The 22,917-nt window shown below is 62.5% G+C and carries 24 protein-coding genes and 1 tRNA gene; 12 read left to right on the top strand and 13 right to left on the bottom strand.

Annotated features, from left to right (window positions below; genetic code table 11):
• Positions 1–83: 83 nt before the first annotated feature.
• The 7 genes from pxpB (at position 84) to pcp (ending at position 6,173) form a co-directional block, all read left to right on the top strand.
• Entirely contained in the window at positions 84–731 is a 648-nt protein-coding gene (pxpB, locus tag NKG59_RS14190; RefSeq protein ID WP_253537896.1) for a 5-oxoprolinase subunit PxpB, read from the top strand.
• Positions 728–1,777 carry a 5-oxoprolinase subunit C family protein gene (locus tag NKG59_RS14185; RefSeq protein WP_082076170.1) on the top strand — a complete coding sequence of 350 codons (1,050 nt, stop codon included), beginning with the start codon at positions 728–730 and terminating at the stop codon, positions 1,775–1,777. The genes pxpB and NKG59_RS14185 overlap by 4 nt, the downstream gene beginning before the upstream one ends.
• A 19-nt stretch (positions 1,778–1,796) precedes the next feature.
• Entirely contained in the window at positions 1,797–2,540 is a 744-nt protein-coding gene (gene pxpA / locus NKG59_RS14180) for a 5-oxoprolinase subunit PxpA (RefSeq protein ID WP_253537893.1), read from the top strand.
• Between the two features lie 56 nt (positions 2,541–2,596).
• Positions 2,597–3,322 (top strand): DUF969 domain-containing protein, encoded by a 726-nt coding sequence (locus NKG59_RS14175; RefSeq protein WP_045206110.1) that lies wholly within the window; start codon positions 2,597–2,599, stop codon positions 3,320–3,322.
• A 3-nt stretch (positions 3,323–3,325) separates the two neighbouring features.
• Positions 3,326–4,282 carry a DUF979 domain-containing protein gene (locus tag NKG59_RS14170; protein WP_253537890.1) on the top strand — a complete coding sequence of 319 codons (957 nt, stop codon included), beginning with the start codon at positions 3,326–3,328 and terminating at the stop codon, positions 4,280–4,282.
• A gap of 139 nt (positions 4,283–4,421) precedes the next feature.
• Entirely contained in the window at positions 4,422–5,447 is a 1,026-nt protein-coding gene (locus NKG59_RS14165; RefSeq protein WP_253537887.1) for a TRAP transporter substrate-binding protein, read from the top strand.
• 78 nt (positions 5,448–5,525) lie between these two features.
• Positions 5,526–6,173 carry a pyroglutamyl-peptidase I gene (pcp, locus tag NKG59_RS14160; RefSeq protein ID WP_045206113.1) on the top strand — a complete coding sequence of 216 codons (648 nt, stop codon included), beginning with the start codon at positions 5,526–5,528 and terminating at the stop codon, positions 6,171–6,173.
• A 28-nt stretch (positions 6,174–6,201) separates the two neighbouring features.
• On the opposite strand, the gene NKG59_RS14155 is transcribed toward pcp, so the two are convergent.
• From NKG59_RS14155 to NKG59_RS14140, 4 genes are all read right to left on the bottom strand, one after another.
• Positions 6,202–6,927 carry a ribonuclease E gene (locus NKG59_RS14155; RefSeq protein ID WP_253537884.1) on the bottom strand — a complete coding sequence of 242 codons (726 nt, stop codon included), beginning with the start codon at positions 6,925–6,927 and terminating at the stop codon, positions 6,202–6,204.
• Positions 6,928–7,117: 190 nt separating this feature from the next.
• The gene (locus NKG59_RS14150) at positions 7,118–7,750 is read right to left on the bottom strand and encodes a DUF2968 domain-containing protein (protein ID WP_045206114.1); all 633 of its coding nucleotides are present in this window, start codon (positions 7,748–7,750) and stop codon (positions 7,118–7,120) included.
• Between the two features lie 35 nt (positions 7,751–7,785).
• Entirely contained in the window at positions 7,786–8,193 is a 408-nt protein-coding gene (locus tag NKG59_RS14145) for a hypothetical protein (RefSeq protein ID WP_253537881.1), read from the bottom strand.
• Positions 8,194–8,555: 362 nt separating this feature from the next.
• Positions 8,556–9,140 carry a LuxR family transcriptional regulator gene (locus NKG59_RS14140; RefSeq protein WP_045206116.1) on the bottom strand — a complete coding sequence of 195 codons (585 nt, stop codon included), beginning with the start codon at positions 9,138–9,140 and terminating at the stop codon, positions 8,556–8,558.
• Positions 9,141–9,972: 832 nt separating this feature from the next.
• Here NKG59_RS14140 and NKG59_RS14135 point away from each other — a divergent pair.
• Positions 9,973–10,287: a hypothetical protein gene (locus tag NKG59_RS14135; protein ID WP_253537879.1), complete on the top strand. Its 315-nt coding sequence runs from the start codon at positions 9,973–9,975 to the stop codon at positions 10,285–10,287.
• 306 nt (positions 10,288–10,593) lie between these two features.
• Here the strand turns inward: NKG59_RS14135 and NKG59_RS14130 are convergent, their stop codons facing one another.
• From NKG59_RS14130 to NKG59_RS14095, 8 genes are all read right to left on the bottom strand, one after another.
• Positions 10,594–11,640: an acyltransferase family protein gene (locus tag NKG59_RS14130; protein WP_253537876.1), complete on the bottom strand. Its 1,047-nt coding sequence runs from the start codon at positions 11,638–11,640 to the stop codon at positions 10,594–10,596.
• Between the two features lie 96 nt (positions 11,641–11,736).
• Positions 11,737–12,860, bottom strand: a protein-coding gene (locus tag NKG59_RS14125; protein WP_253537873.1) for an IS3 family transposase whose coding sequence is annotated in 2 segments (ribosomal slippage) — positions 11,737–12,602 and positions 12,602–12,860 — 1,125 coding nt in all. Because the reading frame shifts where the segments join, the coding sequence is not laid out codon by codon here.
• A gap of 239 nt (positions 12,861–13,099) precedes the next feature.
• Positions 13,100–13,189: transfer RNA gene (locus tag NKG59_RS14120), tRNA-Ser, on the bottom strand.
• A gap of 74 nt (positions 13,190–13,263) precedes the next feature.
• Positions 13,264–14,532 carry a radical SAM family heme chaperone HemW gene (gene hemW / locus NKG59_RS14115; protein ID WP_253537870.1) on the bottom strand — a complete coding sequence of 423 codons (1,269 nt, stop codon included), beginning with the start codon at positions 14,530–14,532 and terminating at the stop codon, positions 13,264–13,266.
• Positions 14,533–14,539: 7 nt separating this feature from the next.
• Positions 14,540–15,145, bottom strand: a complete 606-nt coding sequence (gene rdgB / locus NKG59_RS14110; protein WP_253537866.1) for an RdgB/HAM1 family non-canonical purine NTP pyrophosphatase — start codon at positions 15,143–15,145, stop codon at positions 14,540–14,542.
• A gap of 11 nt (positions 15,146–15,156) precedes the next feature.
• On the bottom strand, positions 15,157–15,873 hold the full coding sequence (gene rph / locus NKG59_RS14105) for a ribonuclease PH (RefSeq protein ID WP_253537862.1): 717 nt from the start codon (positions 15,871–15,873) through the stop codon (positions 15,157–15,159).
• A 94-nt stretch (positions 15,874–15,967) separates the two neighbouring features.
• The gene (locus tag NKG59_RS14100) at positions 15,968–16,882 is read right to left on the bottom strand and encodes a PP2C family protein-serine/threonine phosphatase (protein ID WP_045206137.1); all 915 of its coding nucleotides are present in this window, start codon (positions 16,880–16,882) and stop codon (positions 15,968–15,970) included.
• Between the two features lie 105 nt (positions 16,883–16,987).
• Positions 16,988–18,013, bottom strand: coding sequence for a serine/threonine-protein kinase (locus tag NKG59_RS14095; RefSeq protein ID WP_024975228.1), 1,026 nt, complete (start codon positions 18,011–18,013; stop codon positions 16,988–16,990).
• 151 nt (positions 18,014–18,164) lie between these two features.
• Between NKG59_RS14095 and NKG59_RS14090 the strand changes: the two genes are divergently transcribed.
• The 3 genes from NKG59_RS14090 to rpoZ all read left to right on the top strand — a co-directional run bounded on the left by NKG59_RS14090 (position 18,165) and on the right by rpoZ (position 20,128).
• On the top strand, positions 18,165–19,100 hold the full coding sequence (locus tag NKG59_RS14090; protein ID WP_253537859.1) for a YicC/YloC family endoribonuclease: 936 nt from the start codon (positions 18,165–18,167) through the stop codon (positions 19,098–19,100).
• A gap of 22 nt (positions 19,101–19,122) precedes the next feature.
• On the top strand, positions 19,123–19,788 hold the full coding sequence (gene gmk / locus NKG59_RS14085) for a guanylate kinase (RefSeq protein ID WP_045206140.1): 666 nt from the start codon (positions 19,123–19,125) through the stop codon (positions 19,786–19,788).
• 136 nt (positions 19,789–19,924) lie between these two features.
• On the top strand, positions 19,925–20,128 hold the full coding sequence (gene rpoZ, locus NKG59_RS14080) for a DNA-directed RNA polymerase subunit omega (RefSeq protein WP_004630929.1): 204 nt from the start codon (positions 19,925–19,927) through the stop codon (positions 20,126–20,128).
• A gap of 48 nt (positions 20,129–20,176) precedes the next feature.
• Here rpoZ and NKG59_RS14075 read toward each other — a convergent pair whose 3' ends face one another.
• Entirely contained in the window at positions 20,177–20,392 is a 216-nt protein-coding gene (locus NKG59_RS14075; RefSeq protein ID WP_253537856.1) for a hypothetical protein, read from the bottom strand.
• On the opposite strand from NKG59_RS14075, the gene NKG59_RS14070 reads away from it, so the two are divergent.
• On the top strand, positions 20,391–22,811 hold the full coding sequence (locus NKG59_RS14070) for a RelA/SpoT family protein (protein WP_045206141.1): 2,421 nt from the start codon (positions 20,391–20,393) through the stop codon (positions 22,809–22,811). The two genes, NKG59_RS14075 and NKG59_RS14070, sit on opposite strands and share 2 nt — an antisense overlap.
• Positions 22,812–22,917: the final 106 nt, after the last annotated feature.

Below are 22,917 nucleotides of genomic sequence, written 5' to 3'. Positions count from 1 at the left end.
ATTAACGTATCGCTTTCGTTTTCAATCGCGCATCGTTTTGCCGGGATCTCCCCGTCAACGGCGCACACGAGACGGGGGTCAAGTTGCAGTGCACGATTCACCGGCTGGGCGAACTGGCGCTGTTGTGCGAAGTGCCGCCACCGGCCACCCTGACTTGTCAGCAGCGCATCTGGGCGATGGCCTCGCGCGCGTCCAACTGGGCGGGCGTGGTCGACGTGGTGCCCGGCATGAATAACCTCACGCTCGTGTTCGGCCCCATGGCCGATGCGCAGCGATTGACCACCCAACTGCGCGAAGCCTGGGAAGAAAGCCAGGCGCTGGTGGCCGACGGCAAACTCGTCGACATCGAGGTCGCGTATGGCGGTGACGAAGGTCCCGATCTGCGCGAAGTCGCCAAGCACACCGGCCTGAGCACGGCCGAAGTCGTGCGTCGCCACACCGCGCCCGAATACATCGTTTATTTCCTGGGCTTCCAGCCAGGCTTTGCCTACATGGGCGGGCTCGACAAGTCGCTCGCCACGCCGCGCCGCGCGGAGCCGCGCATGGCCGTGCCGGCCGGCTCCGTGGGCATCGGCGGTGAGCAGACGGGCATCTACCCGGCCGCGTCCCCCGGTGGCTGGCAATTGCTTGGCCGCACAGACGCGGCGCTCTTCATGCCGCAGCGCAATCCCCCCACGTTGCTCTCGCCTGGAGACCGCATCCGATTTGTTGCCTCGAAGGTGCGCGCATGACTTCGAAACCCCAACCCATGATCGAGATCGTGCGGGCCGGCGTGCTGGCCACCGTGCAAGACCTGGGCCGCACCGGCTATCGCCGCTTTGGCGTTTGCACGTCGGGCGCGCTCGATCCGCTGTCGCTGTATGTGGGCAACCGCTTGGTCGGTAACCGCAGTGATGCGGCGGGCATCGAATTCACGCTGGGCAACGCCACCCTGCGCTTCCACGCCAATGGCCTGATCGCGCTGACGGGCGCTGATTGCCGCGCCACGCTCGACGGCGCGCCGGTGCATGCATGGCGCGCCATCCCTGTGCAGCGCGGTCAGACGCTGACCTTGCGTGTTGCGCAGGGCGGTGTGCGTGCGTATCTCTGCGTGGCCGGCGGCATCGATGTGCCTGAGATGATGGGCTCGCGCAGCACCGATCTGAAAGCCGGCTTCGGAGGCCTCGAAGGGCGCCCGCTGAAGGACGGCGACAGGTTGCCGGTGTTGCCTGCAGACACGACGTACGCCCCCGACATCAGCGGCGATACCGTTGCCGTGAAGGCCGCCCGCTGGACGTTCGACCGTGCGCAGAAGGACACGCCCGTCATGCGTGTGCTGCCGGGTCCCGAATACGACGATTTCGTTGCCGATGCGCAAGCCGCGTTCTGGGAATCCGACTGGACGCTCACGCCCAACAGCAACCGCATGGGCTTTCGCCTGCAAGGGCCGGAACTCAAGCGCAAGAAGCAGCGCAGCGGCGATCTGCTCTCGCACGGCGTGGTGCCAGGCGTGATCCAGGTACCGCCGTCGGGCCAGCCCATTGTGCTGATGGCCGATGCGCAAACCACGGGCGGCTATCCGAAGATCGGCTCCGTCATCCTGGCCGACCAATGGCGCCTGGCGCAGATTCCGCTTGGCACGCGCGTGCGCTTCGAGCGCGTGACGTTGGAGCAAGCCGAAGCCGCCCGCGCCGACGTGGCACGGTATCTGCAGCAAATTGAAACCGCGCTGGATTGGCAGCGCCAGGGCATTCTGTCGAGCGCGCACCGCACCGCCAAGACGCGACTGAACGCCTGATGCACCGGAAGACAACACCATGACTGCAATTGACCTGAACGCCGACCTTGGCGAAGGCTGCGACACCGACGAGGCGCTCCTCGCGCTGGTGAGTTCCGCCAACATCGCCTGCGGCTGGCACGCCGGCGACGTCAACACGATGCGCCAGACCGTCGGCTGGGCGCTGCGCCAGGGCGTGTCGATCGGCGCGCATCCGAGCTTTCCTGATCGCGAAAACTTCGGCCGCACCGAGATGCATCTCCCGCCTGATGAAATCTACGCGGGCGTGCTGTTCCAGATTGGCGGGCTGTCTGCCATCGTGCGCGCGCAGGGCGGCAAGCTGGCCCACGTGAAAGCGCACGGCGCGCTGTACAACCAGGCCTCGCGTGACCGGCCTCTGGCCGTCGCCATCGTGCGCGCGATCCGTGATTTTGATCCGTCGCTCGTGGTGTTTGGCCTGGCTGGCGGTGAGCTGGTCAAGGCAGCGCGCGAACTTGGCCTGGAGGCCAAGGAGGAGGTGTTTGCCGATCGCGGGTACAACGCTGACGGCTCACTCGTCAAACGCGGCACGCCGGGTGCCCTGATTGACAGCGAAGATGCCGCGCTGGACCAGACGCTGACGATGGTGCGCGAGCAGCGCGTAAAGGCCATCGACGGCACGTGGGTTCCGATCCGCGCGGAAACGGTTTGTCTGCACGGCGACGGCGCGCATGCGCTGGCGTTCGCGCGACGCATTCGGGAACGGCTTGGCAGCGAGGGTATCGCTGTTCGCGCCGGCGCCTGAGCCACGGCCCCGTCCTTCCAGCGGGGCTTTTTATTAACTTGGGGGGGAAGCACCACATGGGTACGGCAGTGAATCTATGGCCGCTGATCGGGGTGGCCGTCATCATCGCGGGGTTCATCCTGCGATTCAATCCGATGCTGGTGGTGGCTGTGGCCGCCATCGCTACCGGCTTTGCGGCATCGATGTCCATCGACCAAATCCTGACAGCGATCGGGACGGGCATCATCAAGACGCGGACGTTGCCGCTGATCATCCTGCTGCCGCTCGCGGTGGTGGGTTTGCTCGAGCGTCACGGCTTGCGTGAGCACGCGCAGAACTGGATCTCGCGCATTCAATCGGCCACGGTGGGCCGTCTGCTGATCGTCTACCTCGCCGTGCGCGAGCTGACGGCGGCAGCGGGCTTGACGAGCCTCGGCGGGCATCCGCAGATGGTGCGTCCGCTGCTGGCCCCAATGGCCGAAGGTGCCGCCGAAAACCGCTTCGGCAAGCTGCCGGCGCCGGTGCGCGAACGCCTGCTGGCCTTCTGCGCCGCCACCGACAACGTCGGGCTGTTCTTCGGCGAAGACATTTTCGTGGCCTTTGGCGCCATCGCGCTGATGCACACGTTCCTGCTCGGCTCGGGCATCGACGTGGAACCGCTGCACATCGCGGTGTGGGGCATCCCGACTGCGGTCTGTGCGTTCCTGATCCACTCGGTGCGCCTCAAGCGCCTGGACGGCTGGCTTGCCCGTGAGATGGGTGCCGCCGCTAACACCAACGCGGCCGCGGCCAAGCAGGGGTAAGCCATGATTCTGTCGATCAACTATCTGTACTGGCTGGCCGGGATCATCCTGACGATCACCGCGCTGATGACCTTTGCCGACAAGAACCACCCCCGTCGCTGGACCACGGGCCTGTTCTGGGCGATCTTCGCCGTCATCTTTCTCGTTGGCGACAAGATCCCGCCGATCGCGGTGGGCGTCGGTGCCGTGTTGATGGCACTGCTGGCCGGCACGGGCGGCGTGACACTGGGCAAGCATGGCGAACTGCCGGCAGAAGAGCGCCGTGCATCCGCCAAGCGCCTGGGCAACCGCCTGTTCATTCCGGCGCTGACCATCCCGCTGGTCACCGTCATCGGCAGCGTGTTCCTGAAGGACATCAAGATCGGTGGCGATTTGCTGCTGGATCCGAAGAACCAGACCTTCGTCTCGCTGGGCCTGGGCTGCATCATCTCGCTCGCGCTGGCGTGCTGGCTGACGCGCGACACGCCGGTGCAAGCCATGCGTGAATCGCGTCGGCTGACGGAGTCGCTCGGCTGGGCGCTGGTGCTGCCGCAGATGCTGGCCATGCTGGGTCTCGTCTTTGCCGATGCCGGCGTGGGCAAGGCTGTCGCGCACCTGACCACCGCCTACATCAACATGGACTATCGCCTCGTTGCGGTCGTTGTCTATTGCGTGGGCATGGCGCTGTTCACCGTCATCATGGGCAACGGCTTTGCTGCCTTCCCGGTTATGACGGGCGGCGTGGGGGTGCCGATCCTGGTGGGCGTGTTCCATGGCAACCCGGCGGTGATGGCGGCCGTCGGCATGTTCTCGGGCTACTGCGGCACGTTGATGACCCCGATGGCGGCCAACTTCAATATCGTGCCGGCTGCGCTGCTGGAGTTGTCCGATAAGAACGCTGTGATCAAAGCGCAAGTCCCGACCGCGCTGCTGTTGCTTACAGCCAATATCCTGCTCTTGTACTTCCTGATGCTTCACTAATCGTGTTTAATGCGTCGCGTGCGGTGTGCGTCACGCGGGCGGTTCTTCGCCCGCCGACGCCACCAAGCGCGATCGCTGCCCGCGAGACAAGGGCATGCGGTCGTAGACCTCGCATCGTGCTCTTTCTCCGGGGGGATTCATGAGCAGCCAGATGACGAGCGGCCGTTCCATGTCGGGACGCCGCTTTCTTTGTGTTCTTGCAGTTAGCGCCCTGTCGCTGATTTCCGCCGCGCAAGCCCGCGCGGAAACGCTCCGAGTGGCCACGCCGTATCCAGCCCTCAATTTCCATACGCAAAACCTGCAGGCCTTCGCCAGCGCCGTCAGCAGCGCCACCAACGGCGGGCTCAAGCTTGAGGTCTATCCGAACGGCACGCTGCTTAAGCCGGCCGCCATCTTTGATGGCGTCAAGGACGGCAAGGCTGAGGCGGGCGAGGTGATGCTTTCGACGCTGGCCCAGCGCGATCCGCTCTTCGGCGTGGATTCGATTCCCTTCGTGGTGTCGGGCTACAACGATGCGCGCCTGCTGTGGGATGCCTCGCGCAGCCACATCGAAGCGCTGATGAAGGCCAACGGATTGCGCCTGCTGTACGCCGTGCCCTGGCCGCCGCAGAACCTGTATTCCGAAACACCGATCACCCGTTTGTCCGACCTGAAGGGACATCGTTTGCGCACCTATAACGCGGCGCAAAAACGCATTGCCGAGCTGTACGGTGCGCAGGCCGTGCAGGTGGAAGCCGCCGATCTGACCGCCGCGATTGCCGGCGGCCGGATCGACACCATGGTCACGTCGCCGTCCACCGGCCTGGAGACGAAGGCGGGCCAGCGCATGACCTATTACTACAAGGTCAATGCGTGGATCCCGAAGAACGCCGTGTTCGTCAACGAGGCGCGCTTCGCCAAGCTCCCGCCTGCGATGCAGCAGACCGTGCTCAAGCTCGCCAAGGATTACGAAACGCGGGGTTGGGACGCCAGCCGCCAGACCTATGAGCGCGATGAGGCCGAGCTCGCCAAGACTGGCGTGCGCGTGCTCAATCCGGACGTGACGCTGCAGGGCGATATGCGCCGCCTGGGCGAGCGTCTGACGCGCGAATGGCTGCACACCGCGGGCACGGAAGAAGTCGACATCCTGTTGAACTTCGAGAACAAGCGCAGCAAGGCAAACTGACGCCGCAACGCGCTTGGGCATGATGTTCGACGGACGTTTATCATCGTTTTAGTCTTACGCTGCACGCAGGAGAACGTCATGCCTACCGTCCTCGTCACCGGTTTCGATCCGTTCGAGAACGAACCCCTCAATCCGTCGTGGGAAGCGGTGCGCACCCTCGATGGCCAAGGCATTGCCGGCGCCGAGATCGTCGCACGCCAGTTGCCGACCATCTTTGGTGAATCCAACAAAGTGCTCGGCAAGTTGCTGCAGACGTTGAAGCCGGATGTGGTGATTGCCGTGGGGCAGGCCGGCGGCCGCGCCGAGATGGCCATCGAGCGCATCGCCATCAACGTCGACGACGCACGCATTGCCGACAACGCCGGTAAGCAACCCATCGATATCGCTATCGCAAGCGACGGGCCGGCCGCGTATTTTTCAACGTTGCCGATCAAGGCCATCGTGCGCGAACTGCGTGCGGGCGGCGTTCCTGCGTCGGTGTCGCAGACGGCGGGCACCTTTGTCTGCAACCACGTCTTCTATGGGCTGATGCATGCCATCGCCCGCCACAAGCTGCCGACGCGCGGCGGCTTCATCCACATCCCGTATCTGCCGTCGCAGGCAGCCAAGCATCCGGGGCAACCGAGCATGGCGCACGACACCATCGTCACCGGCCTGCGCATTGCCATCGAGACAACGCTGCGCACGTTGCACGACGTACGCGAAACGGGTGGCCAACTGCACTGAGCCAGCGCGGCGGCGCAGCGCGCGCCGGTCAGTCCGTGAAGCGCGTATGCCGTTGCAGTTCGATGCGCACCGGCGTGCCCGGCGTCGCATAGCCTGAGGCGATTGGCGCCGTGTTGATCGGTGCCGGCTCGAATTCGATGAACGCAGATTCATCGTCGTGCAGTGCGCCTGGTTGTTCCGACTCGTACGTCGGGGCTGGCTCGACGACCCGCACAAGCATGCGCGTCCGGATCGATTTCACCGGCAATTGCGTCACCGCCGGCGATGCAGCAGCGATGACTGGCGCGGCAACTTCTGCATCGTTAAACGCTATGTTGGGAGCCTGCGCGGCTGCCGTTGCGGCTGGGGTAGCGGCTTCGGATTCGTCGGGCTCTTGGATTTGCGCTGACGCGATGGGCTCGGCAGGAAGGTTCTCGAGCGGAACGCCCGGCGTGATCGGCTGGGCGATGACGGTTACGGCGGTCTGATTCGGCTCTGAGGCTGGCGGCCGATGCTGCCCGGTCTGCCAGCCAAGCAGCGCAGCGGCCAATGTGCAGGTCGTGCCAGTTGCGAGCGCGGTCATGCGTTGACGCCACTGGCCGCGGGTGGCTTTGCCCGCTTCACCGCACGTTTTGGCAGCAGGGTCGGCGGCCGCACTGACCTGTGTGGCGACGTCGGTCTGCGCATCGTCGAGCGGTGGCCCGAAAGGCGGCGGCATACGCACCAGGCCCGGTAGGCGCAGGTGTCCGTCGATGATGAAGTTGGGGGATTCCAAAATCCGTCTCCGCTGATGGCCGCAGCGGACGTCAAAGCAAAGCCGGCTGCGCAAGCAGGCGCCATGCTAAGCGTTGGATAAACGGTGGTCGATCAGATTGCTCTTAAGTCGATGCGGGCTGCATCGAAGGCGGGGAGGTCGCTGGCCTGTCGCTTCTGCGCCAGGCCAGGAAGGTGAATACCGAAGGCCGTTACGGTGCTGGCGACCAGTGCGGATCGTTGAGTTGCTTTTCCAGCAGGCGGATCTGTTGCTGCAGCGATTCGACCTGGGTCTGATACGCGCGGCGCTCGATGTCCAGGGCTTTGGTCTCTTGGCGCATGGTCTGCTGCTCGGTCAGCATCTTCTGGCGCTGCACCTGCATGATGCGAACTTCCTGGCTGAGCGATGCGGCACGCTGCTGGGCTGCCTGGGCTTCACGCTCCAGTTGCGCCTTCTGGCCAGCCGTGACGGCGCGGCGCAGATCATCTTCGGCCCACGTCCGGGTCTGGCTGGCCAGCGTGTCGTATGCACCTTCGGCCGGGGCGACCGACGCAAACTTGTACACACGCCATAATTCTTTGCGATACGACAGGGCAACGTAGGCCGTGGTGTCTTCGTTGACGAGCAGCAGGCTGGTGCCATAGTCGCCGTTGTAGGTCGTGCGCAGTTCGGTCAGGCGTTTCTGCGCCAGCAACTGCTGTAGTTCAGCAACGGTGCCGCCCGACGCTGCCGTGGACACTGCCGGCGCTTGTGGCGCGCTGGCTTGCGCGTGGACGAAGCCGGCGCCTGCAACCGAGGCTGCGGCAACGAACGTGAGGACGGTTCGGCGGAGTACGAGGGACATCGCAAAGTTCAGAAATCGGAGGCGACGCGACTATATCAGCTTTGCGCTCCAGGCCCTGCAGCGAGCGGTCCGATTTGACGTTCCGCAGCTTTTGAATCATGGCGGCGTCGCGCCTCGGCGACGATGCACTGCCATTCGTTGCGGGAAACGCGCTCGCGGAACATCTCGATCAGAAAGTCGCCGACGTCCTGATGCCGCTTCGACGTGTCAAGCGCGGCTTTCAAGCGGCGCAATTCTCTCTGCAAACGCGTGACACGGGCCCGCGCGTTGGTTTGTTGCAATGAGCCGATGGGGAATGTTCTTACGGATGCTTCGGCCGCTGCCAACGCTCGCACGAGGTCGGCGCGTTGCTGCTGAAGCGATTCAATCTCGCGCTCGGGCTTGCGACTGGCTTGTGGGGAAGGGGATTGCGATTGCTCGGGACGAGCGAGGGCGTGACGCATGTCGATGCCTCCTACGACGGGCTGAAATACCCGCTCCCCGACGCCAATCGGGGTGGCCGGGCACAAGGCAGAGTTGGCGTACCGGCGTCGTAGGCAACCGGCGAGCGCGAGCGCTCCCCCACCAAGGCCCGACCTAAGGAGGCACATGATGTACGGGCGCAAAAAAACCGCCAGCCGGCGGTTGCCCGCCTACAACATTCCCGGACGCCAATCCGAGGTCACGTTGTGTGCGTGACGGGCGGCAGTATAGCGCAGGGGTTGCGCGCTCTTTGTGCCAAGTCGTGAAGCTGAGAAGCCCCGATGCCGATCGGGCGGCGCGTAAATGCTCCCTCGCCAAGGCACGGCGAAGGAGAGGGCGGGTGTCAGCGGTTCTGCATCTCTTTGAGCCACAGGCTCATCAGCCCAGCGCGGCCGCGCACGCCGAACTTGCGATAGACGTTCGTGATGTAGGAATGTGTGGTTGAAACGGCAAGGCCGAGTTGTTCCGCAATCTGCTTTTCTGCGGCCTCGGTCAACAACAGCTGCAATACCCTGGATTCATGAGGCGCCAGACGCGCTTGCAGTTGCACTAGGTGGCTCTGCTCCGCCAGGGGCCGCGTTGCGGTGACGTCACGCGCCACGCCGATGCGCAGTCGGTGCTCGACGCTCCACTGCGCCGACCATGACAACTGGACATCGGTGCCAAGCTGGTGGCGATAGCGATTCTCGAACCCGGTGCACTTTGCACCGGCCTGAACGCGACCGGCCTCCCTTCGGGTTCTGTCGCGGTCGTCCGGCGCTACGAGTTCAAGCATGCTTTGCCCGATCAGCTCGGCTGGCCGATAACCAAGGAGGTCTTGCCAGGCCGCGTTGGCGTGACGGATCCGCCCACGCTCGTCGACCAGAAAGACGCCATCCGGAAGACTATTGGCCAAAGCGATCGCGCTCACATCATTGAGGACTTCCATGGTCTGCCGCGTTTGGTTGCAATACAAAAGAACTGATGGCCAGGCGCCGATGTGCATGACCAAGCTGGGTCGCAATCCCAGACAGCGACAAACGGTTGCACAAGGCTGTGATCATTGACAGCGCTGCAAGCGTTTGCCGCGTCCCGGAATATGCTGATCCGTGCCCGCTGCACCAAAAAGCAGCAGGCACGAGCGGCGTCTGCTGGCAGGTTCATGCCCTCTAATTAGCAGGCTGCCAGTCAGAATAGCGTCTGCTATCGTTGCCCACAATATACGGTGTCAGTATCACGCCTAATAACAATGTTCAGCGCCCTCTCGATTCCATGGGATCGACGCGGGGCGGGTAACGGGGAAAACAGCAAGTCGTCTGGCCGTCACAGGCCAAGCCCGACTCGTTGACACGGGGTAAGCGGATTCTCCCGGGTCTCTTCGAGTCGGCGATCCGGCGACATTGCTTCGGCGTTGATGCGCAAGCCCTCACCAATAAGCTAATTGGTGAGAGAAAAATAAAAAGAGTTGTACCTTTTTTGAAGAATGGGGAAGAGTCTTCATGCGCTCGACCAACCCCAAGCCCGGGGGGGGCTTGGGGCGGCGCTTGCTTTCTTGGCTTCGGTTAACGGCGCGCAGCAGCCGCGGTCAGGTTATTCCATTTAAAAAAAGAATAATCAGTAAGCCCGTTTTTATTTAGCGCCCGAATATTATGGATTTGATTTGCAAGGTGAGGCTGTATCAAGATCGTGGACGCTATTTTGCGGTGTTGGTCGCACCGGACACGATGTGCTCCAGCACAGGCCGAAACGCAGCTGAAGCTCTAACAAATCTAGGCCGGTCTATGGCCGAGAATCCTCTCCCTCAACCGGTCGATTCAATAGAGCCGAAGGAGCGCAAGAGAGGAAGTCAGGTAGCAGGGCCCTCGCCCCATCCTCGCGAATTTCCCCGCGCCATACCCACCGTAAAACGCCTGCTCAACGAGCGTTTCGGCAAGGCCACCTTGCGCGAACTCTCAGAAAAGCTGGGCTTAGAAGACGTCACTCCGCAATTGCTGTCTTCTTCCATCGCGGGCAATGGGGCGAAGCGCGTTCGTCTGGCCATTGCCAAGGCGCTTGGGGAGGATCCCGATGCGCTTTGGCCAATGGCGCGGCACTAACACGGCACGCGCTATTGAAGACCCGCAACTGGCACAAGCGGAAATGCCTGCAGAACGGCGTTGTCAATCGACGCGGCGAGGAGTGCGGGAGAAATCGGGCACGCCTTGGAAGGATTGGTGGGACGGAGGACAAACATTCATCGCTAAGCGATGCCGGTCCGGGAAATGTCTGCGAAGATCGGCGCGCGAGTAAGAACATCCGTCTGTAGCTTCCCCTTCGTGTTTCGAAGAATGTGCATAAGGCGACCACGCGCCGGCGAAGTTCACTGAGGATGCCGTCCAATACGGTAAGCACACGCGAAGAGGCTACGCAGACGCAGTGCTGTCTTCCTGTCGCCGAGGAAACAGTTTATTGGAAATACGCGCATGCAGGCGGTATTCGAATTTGCCGAAGGCGGTTCCGGCTGTGATCGACAAGATAGCCATCACCGCCCAACAAGCCCACAGTGGCAGTTCCGGAGCAAAGTGCCGGATGGCCTTCGATGCGGCCGTGAGGAATATCATGTGCACAAGATAGATGCCGTATGAATAGTCGCCCAGCTTGCATACGATCTTCGGGAACGTCATGCGAAGTGCTCCAATAATAGCAACGCTGAACGCGATTCCTTGCATCACGAACATTGCTGCGGTCGATTTGAAAGCCATTCCATTCGAGATGGCCCACGCGCTTACCGCTCCTAGGATCAAGACGCTTGGCGGTACGTGATCGAAGATTTTTCGCATGGAAATCGAAGCGAAGAGTCCAACAATGAAAAAGATTGGGAACGGCGTGATAAGGATGCGCAGGCCTGGCTGAGAGACGGGCAAGAAGTTGGTCCAGACATCCATGTCGCCTGCTGGGTTATAGACATCGGCCACTAGGATCATCACCATCCAGCATCCGATGGTGAACAACATCTGGTTTCGAGAAAGGCCCAGTATGATCATGAGGTACGTCACTACATAAAAGGCCACCTCGTAGCACAGTGTCCAATATGGTATGGCATATGTCGTGTTGATTTCCTGCGAAGGCACGAGCAGCAGCGACTGCAGCGAACCATGCCATCCGACGTGAGCCAGACGCAATACGATGTAGCTGAGCACAACCGCGATCCAGAACGGCGGGTAGATTCTTACGACACGCTTCCACAAGAAAGTCTTGCCCTGATCAAGGCAGTAGCCCATGACGAAGCCAGAGATCACAAAGAAGAGGCTGACGCCAAGCCTGCCGTAGTTGATCAGTAGAAAAGGATGGTCATCGATTCCTTTCGTGAAGGCACCCCAGAAAGTGACGTGTTGAAGCACGACGAGCAGGCATGCTAGCGCGCGCAGTGCTTGAATTCCCTCAAATTTGTTTGGTGTGGTTTGGCTCATCGTTCCCGCCGGATCAAAGTGCCGCAATTCTAGCGGTTCTCAGACGCGACTATCGCTAACACTTACGGGTGAACATCACCTGATCTGCCCCCGGTTTTAGTACGAAGCGCAGGTAGAGTCCGAGGTTAACATCCCTTTCTGCTCATGCCCCTGCGCGAACTGCGCCGGGGTCAGGTAGCCGAGCGAACTGTAAGGCCGCTCGGTGTTGTACTCGATTCGCCATTGCTCAATCAGCTGCCTGGCGTGGCGCATTGAGACGAACCGGTGCTCGTTCAGGCATTCATCGCGGAACCGCCCGTTGAAGCTCTCGATGTAGGCGTTTTCCACTGGCTTGCCGGGTCTGATAAACGACAGCGTGACGCCCGCTTCGTAGGCCCATGCATCGAGCACCTTACCAGCGAGCTCCGGACCGTTGTCCACCGTGATGGACGCGGGCAAGCCCCGCATCTCCTTGAGCCGTTCAAGCACTTGCTTCACTCGTAAGCCCGGTAGCGAGGTGTCAACCTCGATGGCCACGCACTCGCGCGTGTAATCATCAACCACGTTCAGGCATCGAAACCGCCGACCATAGGCCAGCCCGTCGGAAACGAAGTCCATCGACCAGCTCTGGTTCGGGCCGGTTGGCAACGGCAGCGGCGTGCGCTCGACGGCAGCAATGCGCTTGCGTCGCCGCTTGCGCACACTCAGTCCCGCCTTGCAGTACAGGCGCCAGATGCGCTTGTGGTTGGCCGGCCAGCCCTCCCGTTGCAATAGCACATGAATCCGGCGATAGCCGTAGCGGCGCTTCTGCGCGGCGATGGCCATCATCCGGCCTGTCAGCGCTTCATCGTCAATTCGGCGACGCGATTCGTAGTGGAACAGCGAGCGCGAAAGCCCTACCAGCCCGCAGGCCCGGGTGACACCCATGGCGCGTTCGGTCATCAATGTCCGGACCGCTTCGCGCTTGGCCTGCGGGCTTGCTACTTTCGAGACAGCAGGTCCTTCAGCGCCGCGTTGTCCAGCATCGATTCAGCCAGCAAGCGCTTGAGCTTGTTGTTCTCCTGCTCAAGCTCCTTCAGCCGCTGGGCTTCGGAAACCGTCACCCCGCCGAACTTCGCCTTCCAGTTGTAGTACGTCGCTTCCGAGATGCCGTGCTTGCGGCACAGCTCTGCCGGCTTTAGACCAACCTCGGCTTCCTTCAGCACGCCAATAATCTGTTCTTCGGTGAATCGCTTCTTCATGACCGCTCCTCTTCGGAACGGACTCTACATCGTCAACGTACCAATCGCGGGGAGCAGGTCACTGTCAATCGATGTAGCTGTCGCGTTGCCATCTCGGACCCCGTCCCCCCGCTGTTTGATAGGCGGATTGTGTGGGAGCAGGGCCGACGCAGCGAGAATAGAAATGCCCCCAAAACTGCGTCGCTGCGCGATTATTTCGGCATTTCTCGGAATTGTTCGGACGCCAGCGGATGACTAGATGGCGGAAGCGGTGAGATTCGAACTCACGGATGGGTCACCCCATCGGCAGTTTTCAAGACTGCTGCCTTAAACCACTCGGCCACGCTTCCTTTGTGCTGCGCTGCTCGTTGCGAGCAAGGGCGCCATTGTAACGGCACCTGGCGCAACTTGGCACCGGTTACCGTCAGTTTTCGTCGTCAGCCAAGAACAATTCCTGCAAATCGTTGAGGAATCGCTGGCCCAGCTCGGTGGGCCGGATGGCGACATGGTCGCGCGTCAGCAGGCCGCGCTGCTCGGCGGCGTCGAGTTGTCGCTCAATGGAGCGCAGCGGCAGACCGGTGCGTTCCTGGAACAGCGTGACCGGGAAACCGTCCGTCAGTCGCAGCGCATTGAGCATGAATTCGAACGGCAGGTCAGCGGCGTCGACTTCGCGCTGCTCCTGCATCACCGCCGCACCGCCGGCCGTCTCAGCCTGACGCAGATACGTGTCCGGATGCTTGTGCCGCATCTCGCGGATGACCCGGTGCGGAAAGCTCAGCTTGCCGTGCGCGCCTGGCCCGATGCCGAGGTAATCGCCGAATTGCCAGTAGTTCAGGTTGTGCTTGCAGCGCTTGCCCGCCTTGGCATACGCCGATACCTCGTAGTGCTCGTAGCCAGCCGCAGCCAGCCGCGCGTGAATCCAGTCCTGCATCGCAAACGCCGTGTCGTCATCCGGCAGCGCGGGCGGGTATTTGGCGAAGTACGTGTTCGGCTCCAGCGTCAGGTGGTACAGCGACACATGACTCGTATCGAACGACAACGCGGCCTCCACATCGGCCTCGCATTCGGCCAGTGTCTGGCCCGGCAGGGCGAACATCAGGTCGAGGTTGATGTTGTCGAAATGCGCGCGGGCGATGTCGATTGCGGCGCGCGCTTCAGCGGCACTGTGGATGCGGCCAAGTGCTTGCAGGTGTGCGTCGTTGAAGCTTTGGATGCCGATCGACAGGCGGTTCACGCCGCTGGTGCGGTAGCTGCGGAAGCGTTCTGCCTCGAACGTGCCCGGGTTGGCTTCCATCGTGATCTCGGCATCGGCGTCGACCGGCAGCAGCATGCGGATGTCCGACAGCAGGCGGTCCAGCCCTTGCGCCGACAACAAGCTGGGCGTGCCGCCACCGATGAAGATCGTATGCACATGCCGGCCCCACACCATCGGCAGCGCAGCTTCCAAATCCTGCCGCACCGCAGCCAGAAAGCGCTCTTCCGGGATGCCCTGGTCCGGCTCCGCATGCGAGTTGAAATCGCAGTACGGGCACTTGCGTACGCACCACGGCACGTGCACGTACAAGGACAGCGGCGGCGAGGCGGGCAGGCCGATCTTGCCAGGCTGCAGAAAGACGGAGGTGACCTTGTCACCGGTCTCAGCGGCGGTTGCGGAAGGCGTCTTGGCTGAGCCGGCGGGGTGAATCGGGATCATCGGAACTTCAGGCGTTTTCAAAGGTGCGCAGCCGTTCGACAAGCTGCGCGAGGGCTTGTGCACGATGGCTCACGCTGTTCTTCTCGGCCTTGGTCAGTTCGGCGGCGGTCTTGCCGAGATCAGGCAGCAGGAAGTGTGGGTCGTAGCCGAAGCCGCCGTCGCCACGCGGGGTGTCGATCACCTCGCCAAACCAGTTGCCTTCGGCAATGATCGGCTGCGGGTCATCTGCATGGCGCACGTAGACGAGCACGCAAACATAGTGTGCGCCGCGATCGGCCTTGCCGGCCAGTTCGCGGACGAGGCGGGCGTTGTTGGCGGCATCCGATTTCGGCCCACCCACCAATTGCGCATAGCGCGCGGAATACACGCCCGGCGCGCCGCCCAGCGCATGCACGCAGATGCCGGAGTCGTCTGCCAGCGCAGGCAGGCCAGACGCGCGGCTCGCGTGGCGCGCCTTGGTGAGCGCGTTTTCAACGAACGTCGCATAAGGCTCTTCAGCCTCCGGAATGCCGAGCGCGCCTTGCGGCGTCACGTCGAACCCGAGGGTGCCCAGCAGCGCGTTGAACTCGGCCAGCTTTCCGGCGTTGTTCGATGCGAGAACGATCTTGCGCATGGCAGTGTCGTTCACAGGCCCAGCGCCTGCTTTTGCAGGCCGATCAGCGTGCGGATGCCTTGGTCGGCCAAATTCAACAGGGCATCCATTTCGGCGCGCGAGAACGGCGTGCCTTCCGCAGTGCCTTGCACTTCCACGAAGCCGCCGCTGCCGGTCATGACGACGTTCATGTCGGTATCGCAGGCGGAGTCTTCAGGGTAGTCCAGGTCGAGCACAGGTACGCCATCGACCACGCCCACCGATACGGCAGCCACGAAGTCGCGGACGGGGTTGCCCGCCAGCTGGCCCTTTTCACGCATGACCGAGACAGCGTCATATGCCGCGACGAACGCGCCGGTAATGCTGGCCGTGCGCGTGCCGCCATCGGCCTGCAGCACATCGCAGTCGAGATGCAATGTGTGTTCGCCCAGCGCGCGCAGATCGAACACCGAGCGCATTGCGCGGCCGATCAAGCGCTGGATCTCCTGCGTGCGGCCGGTCTGCTTGCCGCGTGCGGCCTCGCGGTCGGAGCGCGTGTGCGTCGAGCGCGGCAGCATGCCGTATTCGGCTGTCACCCAGCCCTCGCCGCTGCCTTTCTTGTGCGGCGGCACCTTGGGCAGCACGCTGGCCGTGCAGAGCACTTGTGTGTCGCCAAAGCACACCAGCACCGAGCCTTCGGCGTGGCGCGTGAAGTTGCGGGTGAGGGTGACGTGACGGAGTTGGTCGGGCTGGCGGCCGCTGGGTCGCATGTGGGGTCTCGCTGAGGAAAACGGTTAGCCCGACATGATACCGGCCCGCGCTGCGCTCGGCAGGGCGGGCCGGATGAGGACTGCGCGACGGCGGTCAGCGCGTCAGATTGCTGGTCTTGTCGATGGCGGCCCGGATTTCAGCGATGGAGCGCTCGATTTCCTCTTCCGACATCAGCCCCGATTCGCTTTGCGGCGCGTCCAGGATGGACGTGGTGAAGGCGTTCAGGGGGAGGGTGTCGGTCTGCACCGAATCCTGCGTGGTGGTCACCGCGTCCAGCTCCCACATCATGGAGATGGCAGTGGTGTTGTCTGCGGTGTCGCCGGCATTGCGCAGTGCGCGGGCAATCAGCTCGGGAATCGCCTGCGTGACCGAGAAACTGGTGCAGGTATCGACCAGTTCGTCTTCCTCCACGCTGCCCCACAGACCGTCGGAGCACAGCATGGCAACGTCGCCCGGCTCCAGGTTGACCGGCCCGCCGATGTCGATCAGCGGCAGATTGGGCGAGCCCAGGCAGTTGTAGATCTTGTTGCGCTCGGGGTGGTGCGCCACCTGCATCGGCAGCACACGGTCCTGTTGCAGCAGGTTCTCGATCTTGGAGTGATCGCGCGTGCGCGTCACCAGTTCGCCCTTGCGCATCAGATACATGCGCGAATCGCCGGCGTGCGCCCAGTGCAGCGAGCCGCGCTGGGCCAGCGCACAGACGATGGTCGTGCGTGGCGCATCGGGCAGGCCGTTCGTCTCGGCATAGCGATGGATGTCGCGATGCGCGAGCATGATGCTCTCGTGCAGGAAGTCACGCGGATTGCGGATCGACGGACGTGCGTGGCGCTGGAACTGGCGCGCCATGGTCTGCAGGGCTTGCTGGGCCGCAACTTCGCCCAGGGAATGCCCGCCCAGGCCATCGCATAGCACCATCAGCATGGCATCGCGCGTGAAGCAATAGCCCATGCGGTCCTGGTTGACGCGTCGCGCGCCTTTTTTGCTTTCCTGATAAACCGAGAATCGCATTGCGGCTAGATGAGTATTCGATGTGGAGATGCGGTGCAGCGGCAAGTCCCGCCTAGTGTTGCACCGTTTGAAATCATACTCCGCCTATTGGCGGCAACCTGGCTGTCAACTGTCCCGGCGGCGCAACAGGCGGGACATGAAACGTGTCGTCAAGGCCTCTTTTTCTTCTGGCACGGGGCCGCCCTGAGTGACAGCGGTCAGCGCTTGCAACTCGGTCAGCGCGTTGCTTTCTTCGCGCAGCACCTTTTGCAGGCGGAATACACTCTGCGGGCGTTCTTCGGGCTTCATCTTCAGGCACCAGCCGACCAGATCGATCAGGCTGGCCGTATAGACCTTGCGCAAGCGCTCCAGGCCTTCTTCCAGCTTGTCGTCTTTCTCGCGCTGCGTAGCTTCCTGGGGCGGCGTGCCCGCCATGCAGGCATAGATCGTGGCGCCGATGCTGTAGATGTCCGTCCACGGGCCCAACTCGTTGTGCTTGCGGTACAGCTCCGGCGCGGCAAAGCCCGGCGTGTACATCGGCTGGAAGCGCGAGGCCTCGGCGGTGAGCGTCTGCCGTGCGGCGCCAAAGTCGAGCAGGATCGGCGAAAAGTCTTCGCGCAGGTAGATGTTGCCGGGCTTGATGTCGAGGTGCAGCAGCTTGTGGATGTGGACTTCGCGCAGCCCGCTCATCAGGTCATGGAAGACCTGGCGAATGAAGCGCTCGCGCAGCATCTTCAGCTTGCCTTGCTGACGCGCGGTGAGGATGTGCTCCTGCAGCGTTTTACCCTGCTCATACGTCATCACCATGTAGACGGTGCCGTTTTCCCGGAAGAAATTGAGCACGCGCACGATGGCAGGGTGGGAAATCTTGGCCAGCGACCGGCCTTCTTCAAAGAAGTATTTGAGCCCGAGGCGGAATGCGCTTCCGCTTTCTTCTGGCACGACCGGAATCAATTCGCCCGGCGCACGACGCGCCAGCGAAGACGGCAAATACTCCTTCACGGCCACCGGCGTCCCATGTTCGTCGGTCGCAAGATAGACGAAGCTGAACCCCCCGCTGGCCAACTTCTTTACAATACGATAATTGGACAGCAAGGTACCGACCGGCAACGGGGCACTGCGTGGCTGTCCTGAGCCTTTTGACTCTGTCATGGGTTTGTGTGGCGAAATGGCTGTCGGATTCTCCCTGACCAGTCCACACGTTGTAAAGCGACAAAAGGTGGGGGATTCCCCGCCAATTCCGGGCGTTAAATAACCGCCGACGGATTTCCTGATTCGACCAAGCACAACACACCACGATTCCATGATCTACAGCATGACCGGCTACGGCGTTGCCACACGTCAGGCAGCCTTTACCGATGCCCATGGCGCACCCAGCGGGAGCGTCGCTACTGTTTCGGTCGAATTCCGCACCGTCAACTCACGCTTTCTCGATCTGCTGTTCCGCGCCCCGGAGGAGTGCCGCGCCTTCGAGCCGGCCCTGCGCGAAATGCTGATGAGCGCACTGTCGCGCGGCAAGCTGGAATGCCGAATCAACCTGCAGCGCCAGGAAGCCGCCAGTGATGTCGCGGCGCTCAATGTGGACCTGCTGCAACAACTTGCCAAACTGGAGCAGGCGGTCACGCGCCACCTGCCGGCATCGGGTTCGCTGCGCATGGGCGAAATCCTGCGCTGGCCCGGCGTCCTGGCCGAGCCCCAACTGACGCAAGACGCGCTGCGCGATGCCGTGATCGAGGCTGCCAAAGAGGCGCTCAAGCAACTTCTGGAATCGCGCCGTCGCGAAGGCGATGCGCTCAAGGCCGTGCTGCTTGACCGTGCGGACGCAATGCTCGCCATCGTCGACAAACTGACGCCGATGGTGCCTGTTCTGATCCAGCAGCATCAGGACAAGCTGACCGAGCGCCTGCGCGAGGCGTTTGGCTTGGCTGCGCCCGAAGGCACCCCGGCGCTGACGCGCGATGAGCTGTCAGAGCGCATCCGCCAGGAAGCCACCGTCTACGGCATCCGCATCGACATCGCCGAAGAACTCGCGCGCCTGCAAGCGCACTTGCGTGAGACGCGCCACATCCTGGAGAAGGGCGGCCAGATCGGCAAGCGCTTGGACTTCATGATGCAAGAGCTGAACCGCGAGGCAAACACGCTTGGCTCGAAGGCCGCCGCGAAGGAGCTGGCCGATGCATCGATGGAACTCAAGCTGCTCATCGAGCAGATGCGCGAGCAGGTCCAGAACCTCGAATAACTCGAAACGATAGAACTAGAACATGCCATCCTCTCAAGCGCACTCTGCCGTCGATACGCCCATCGAGAATCATTTTCCGGGCAGCCTGTTCATGGTCGTGGCGCCGTCGGGCGCCGGTAAGTCGACGCTGGTGAATGCGCTGCTGGCGCAGGATTCGTCGATCCGCCTGTCGGTCTCGGCCACGACGCGCAAGCCGCGTCCGGGCGAGCAGCACGGCCGCGAATACAACTTCATGACCGTCGAAGAGTTCAAGGCTTGCCGTGATCGCGGCGAGTTTCTCGAGTGGGCCGAGGTGCACGGTAACTACTACGCCACTTCACGCGTGTGGATCGAAGAACAGATGCGTGCCGGCACCGACGTGCTGCTCGAGATCGACTGGCAGGGCGCCCAACAGGTGCATCAGCGTTTTTCCAATGCTGTCGAAATCTTCATCCTGCCGCCATCGCTCACGGCGCTGGAAGAACGTTTGAAAAAGCGCGGTCAGGACGAGCCCAACGTGATCGTGCGCCGCCTGCTGGCGGCCGGCTCCGAGATGGCGCACGCCCCCGAAGCCGACTACGTGATCATCAACGAAGTGTTCGATACCGCATTGGCCGAGTTGAGCACCGTGGTGCAGGCCACGCGTCTGCGCTTCGGTGCCCAGAAGGCGCGCCACGGCGAGCTGTTCGTCGAGCTGGGCATTCACTGAGCAAGCAGCGCAATCGCGTTTTTCAGCGTGATTGCGAAAGTGTGGTAGCGCCCGTTCCCCCGTGCTGTCCGAGGGAAGTGCTGCGCTGCTGCTAAAATATCGAGATCAACAAGATTTGCCACCAGGTGGAGTTTTCATGGCGCGTATTACCGTCGAAGATTGCTTGAAACAGATTCCGAATCGCTTCGAACTGGCATTGGCCGCAACGTACCGCGCCCGTCAGTTGGTGCAGGGCCACACGCCCAAGGTCGATGCCAAGGACAAGCCGACCGTGACCGCATTGCGCGAAATCGCATCCGGCCAGGTTGGTATCGAGATGCTCAAGAAGGTTCCGTCCTGAGCTGACACGCATTAACTTGGCATTACCTGGCGTGGTACGCTGCCTCGGTCACTGATCGTTCTGGCGATCTTTCATGGATGTGAAAGCCGCGAACGCACTGGACCCCGGCATGCCTACCTCGCCCGCTTCTTCGCCCAGGACCCAACATTCCGCCACGCACGGCAACAACGTGCCGTCGGTGGAATCGTCCGCGAGGTCGTCCAGTCCTGCGCTGGACGTCTCTACGGGTCCTTCCGGGTCTTCCACCGCTTCCATCGTTTCCATGCCGTCCTCCGCTTCCGGCTCCGGCCCCGCGTCGCCTCGTACGGGCGCGCCGAACTTGCCTGATCCGCGTGGTGCCGACCTGGTAGGGGAGCGCGCAGCCCTGCCGCCAAAATCGCACAAGGGCACAAGCGCCGAGGCGCCTGAGCAGACGGCCAAGCCTGAGGGCGCCGACACCCTTTTCATCGACGCGGTGCTTGAGCAGACCTATCGGCATCTGTTCGGCCCGACTTCGCAGCCCGCGGCACCGCCTCGCCAGCAGGTCGTCTCCATTTCGGGGCTGGCCGAGAAACTGTCGTATCTGAAGCCGGCTGATCTCAAGCTGGTGAAGGAAGCGTTCCACTTCTCCGATGAGGCGCACCTCGGGCAGTACCGCCAGAGCGGCGAGCCGTACATCACGCATCCCGTGGCCGTGGCAGAGATCTGTGCGGGCTGGAAGCTGGATGTGCAATCGATCATGGCGGCGCTGCTGCATGACGTGATCGAAGACCAGGGCGTGACCAAGAGCGAACTGGCCGAGAAGTTCGGCCCCAAAGTCGCAGAACTGGTCGACGGCCTGACCAAGTTGGACAAGCTCGAATTCCAGAGCCGCGAGCAGGCGCAGGCGGAGAGCTTCCGCAAGATGCTGCTCGCGATGGCGCGCGATGTGCGCGTGATTCTCGTCAAGCTCGCCGACCGTACGCACAACATGCGCACGCTCGACCACGTGCCGCCGGAAAAGCGCCGCCGCATTGCGGGCGAGACGATGGAGATTTACGCGCCGATCGCACACCGCCTGGGCCTCAACACGACATATCGTGAGTTGCAGGAACTGAGTTTCCGCATCGGCTCGCCGTTCCGGTACGCCACGCTTGAGAAGGCGGTGAAGGCCGCGCGTGGCAATCGACGCGAAGTCGTGAGCCGCATTCTTGAAACGGCCCAGCGTGCGTTGACCGATGCCGGCATCCCGGCCGAGATGACCGGCCGCGAAAAAACGCTGTACAGCATCTACCGCAAGATGCACGACAAGCAGTTGTCGTTCTCGCAGGTGCTGGATGTGTATGGCTTTCGTGTGGTGGTCGACACGCAGATGCAGTGCTACATGACGATGGGTGCGCTGCACAGCCTGTACAAGCCGATGCCCGGCAAGTTCAAGGACTACATCGCCATCCCCAAGATCAACGGTTATCAGTCGCTGCATACGACGCTGGTGGGCCCGTTCGGCACGCCGGTCGAGTTCCAGATCCGCACGCGCGAGATGAACCAGATTGCAGAAGCCGGCGTGGCCGCGCACTGGATGTACAAGCAGCACCACGACGAGCCCGATCGCGCGCAGCAACAAGCGCATCAGTGGCTGCAATCGCTGCTCGACATTCAAAGCCAGACGGGGGATTCGCAGGAGTTTTTGGAGCACGTCAAGATCGACCTGTTCCCGGATGCGGTCTACGTGTTCACGCCCAAGGGCGAGATACGTGCACTGCCGCGCGGCGCCACGGCGCTGGACTTCGCCTACGCGGTGCACAGTGACCTGGGCAACCAGTGCGTGGCGGTCAAGATCAACAACGAGTTGCTGCCGCTGCGCACGGAGCTGAAGAACGGCGACATCGTCGAGGTGGTGACGGCGCCGTACTCGAAGCCGAACCCGGCGTGGCTCACGTTTGTACGTACCGGCAAGGCGCGTGCGGCGATCCGGCATTTCCTGAAGACAGCCAAGCTGGATGAGGCGATCCAACTTGGCGAGCGCTTGCTCGAACAGGCGCTGCGTCAGATCGGCATCGACATGAAGGCCGTGTCTGCCCAGGTGTGGGAACGCATCGTGCAATGGACAGGCAACAAGGCGCGTGAAGATGTCTTCGCGGATCTCGCACTCGGCCGGCGGGTGGCCGCCGTGGTTGCGCGTCGCCTCGAGATCCTTCTGCAGGAAGGTGGCCACGACGGCGACGAGGCGTTGATGGCAGCCGTACACACCTTTGCTGGCGAAGAAGCCCCCGCCGTCACCGTCAGCGGCGACGAAGGCATGGCGATGGTGTTCTCGTCGTGCTGCCGCCCGATTCCCGGCGACCCGATCGTCGGCTACATCGGCAAGGGTGAGGGGTTGCAGATCCACGTGCAGGAATGCCGCGTGGCCAAGCGTCTGCATGGCAAGGATCCGGAGCACTGGATCGACGTCATGTGGGCCGAGCACACGACGCGTGCGTTCGACGTGTCAATCAAGGTGCTGGTGCGCAATACGAAGGGTATTCTTGCGCGCGTAGCGGCGGATTTGACCTCGGCCGACGCCAATGTGGCACACGTATCGATGGAGCAGGAGGGGCATCAGGAGGCGACGTATATGACGTTCCTGATCCAGGTGCACGACCGCGTGCACTTGGCCGATGTGATGCGCGCGCTTCGACGCAACCCGGATGTGATTCGCATTGCGCGAGATCGCGGCGGAGATTGATGCTCCACGCAAAAACAAAAAGGCGAGGCCAGAGGGCTTCGCCTTTTTTGTTTGTGGCTCGCTTGCGCCGAACGCAAGAGCGCTGTGACATTGCGCGTATGCGAGA

It is taken from the genome of Ralstonia chuxiongensis (assembly GCF_024158925.1).
Classification (GTDB): Bacteria; Pseudomonadota; Gammaproteobacteria; order Burkholderiales; family Burkholderiaceae; genus Ralstonia; species Ralstonia chuxiongensis.
This window is presented reverse-complemented; position numbering and strand designations above follow the sequence as displayed.

Coding starts and splice junctions, on each gene's coding strand:
- NKG59_RS14185 (WP_082076170.1), top strand. CDS start 728: ATGACTTCGAAACCCCAACCCATGATCGAGATCGTGCGGGCCGGCGTG.
- pxpA (WP_253537893.1), top strand. CDS start 1,797: ATGACTGCAATTGACCTGAACGCCGACCTTGGCGAAGGCTGCGACACC.
- NKG59_RS14175 (WP_045206110.1), top strand. CDS start 2,597: ATGGGTACGGCAGTGAATCTATGGCCGCTGATCGGGGTGGCCGTCATC.
- NKG59_RS14170 (WP_253537890.1), top strand. CDS start 3,326: ATGATTCTGTCGATCAACTATCTGTACTGGCTGGCCGGGATCATCCTG.
- NKG59_RS14165 (WP_253537887.1), top strand. CDS start 4,422: ATGAGCAGCCAGATGACGAGCGGCCGTTCCATGTCGGGACGCCGCTTT.
- pcp (WP_045206113.1), top strand. CDS start 5,526: ATGCCTACCGTCCTCGTCACCGGTTTCGATCCGTTCGAGAACGAACCC.
- NKG59_RS14150 (WP_045206114.1), bottom strand. CDS start 7,750: ATGTCCCTCGTACTCCGCCGAACCGTCCTCACGTTCGTTGCCGCAGCC.
- NKG59_RS14145 (WP_253537881.1), bottom strand. CDS start 8,193: ATGCGTCACGCCCTCGCTCGTCCCGAGCAATCGCAATCCCCTTCCCCA.
- NKG59_RS14140 (WP_045206116.1), bottom strand. CDS start 9,140: ATGGAAGTCCTCAATGATGTGAGCGCGATCGCTTTGGCCAATAGTCTT.
- NKG59_RS14135 (WP_253537879.1), top strand. CDS start 9,973: ATGGCCGAGAATCCTCTCCCTCAACCGGTCGATTCAATAGAGCCGAAG.
- NKG59_RS14130 (WP_253537876.1), bottom strand. CDS start 11,640: ATGAGCCAAACCACACCAAACAAATTTGAGGGAATTCAAGCACTGCGC.
- hemW (WP_253537870.1), bottom strand. CDS start 14,532: ATGATCCCGATTCACCCCGCCGGCTCAGCCAAGACGCCTTCCGCAACC.
- rdgB (WP_253537866.1), bottom strand. CDS start 15,145: ATGCGCAAGATCGTTCTCGCATCGAACAACGCCGGAAAGCTGGCCGAG.
- rph (WP_253537862.1), bottom strand. CDS start 15,873: ATGCGACCCAGCGGCCGCCAGCCCGACCAACTCCGTCACGTCACCCTC.
- NKG59_RS14100 (WP_045206137.1), bottom strand. CDS start 16,882: ATGCGATTCTCGGTTTATCAGGAAAGCAAAAAAGGCGCGCGACGCGTC.
- NKG59_RS14095 (WP_024975228.1), bottom strand. CDS start 18,013: ATGACAGAGTCAAAAGGCTCAGGACAGCCACGCAGTGCCCCGTTGCCG.
- NKG59_RS14090 (WP_253537859.1), top strand. CDS start 18,165: ATGATCTACAGCATGACCGGCTACGGCGTTGCCACACGTCAGGCAGCC.
- gmk (WP_045206140.1), top strand. CDS start 19,123: ATGCCATCCTCTCAAGCGCACTCTGCCGTCGATACGCCCATCGAGAAT.
- rpoZ (WP_004630929.1), top strand. CDS start 19,925: ATGGCGCGTATTACCGTCGAAGATTGCTTGAAACAGATTCCGAATCGC.
- NKG59_RS14070 (WP_045206141.1), top strand. CDS start 20,391: ATGCCGTCCTCCGCTTCCGGCTCCGGCCCCGCGTCGCCTCGTACGGGC.
- NKG59_RS14075 (WP_253537856.1), bottom strand. CDS start 20,392: ATGGAAACGATGGAAGCGGTGGAAGACCCGGAAGGACCCGTAGAGACG.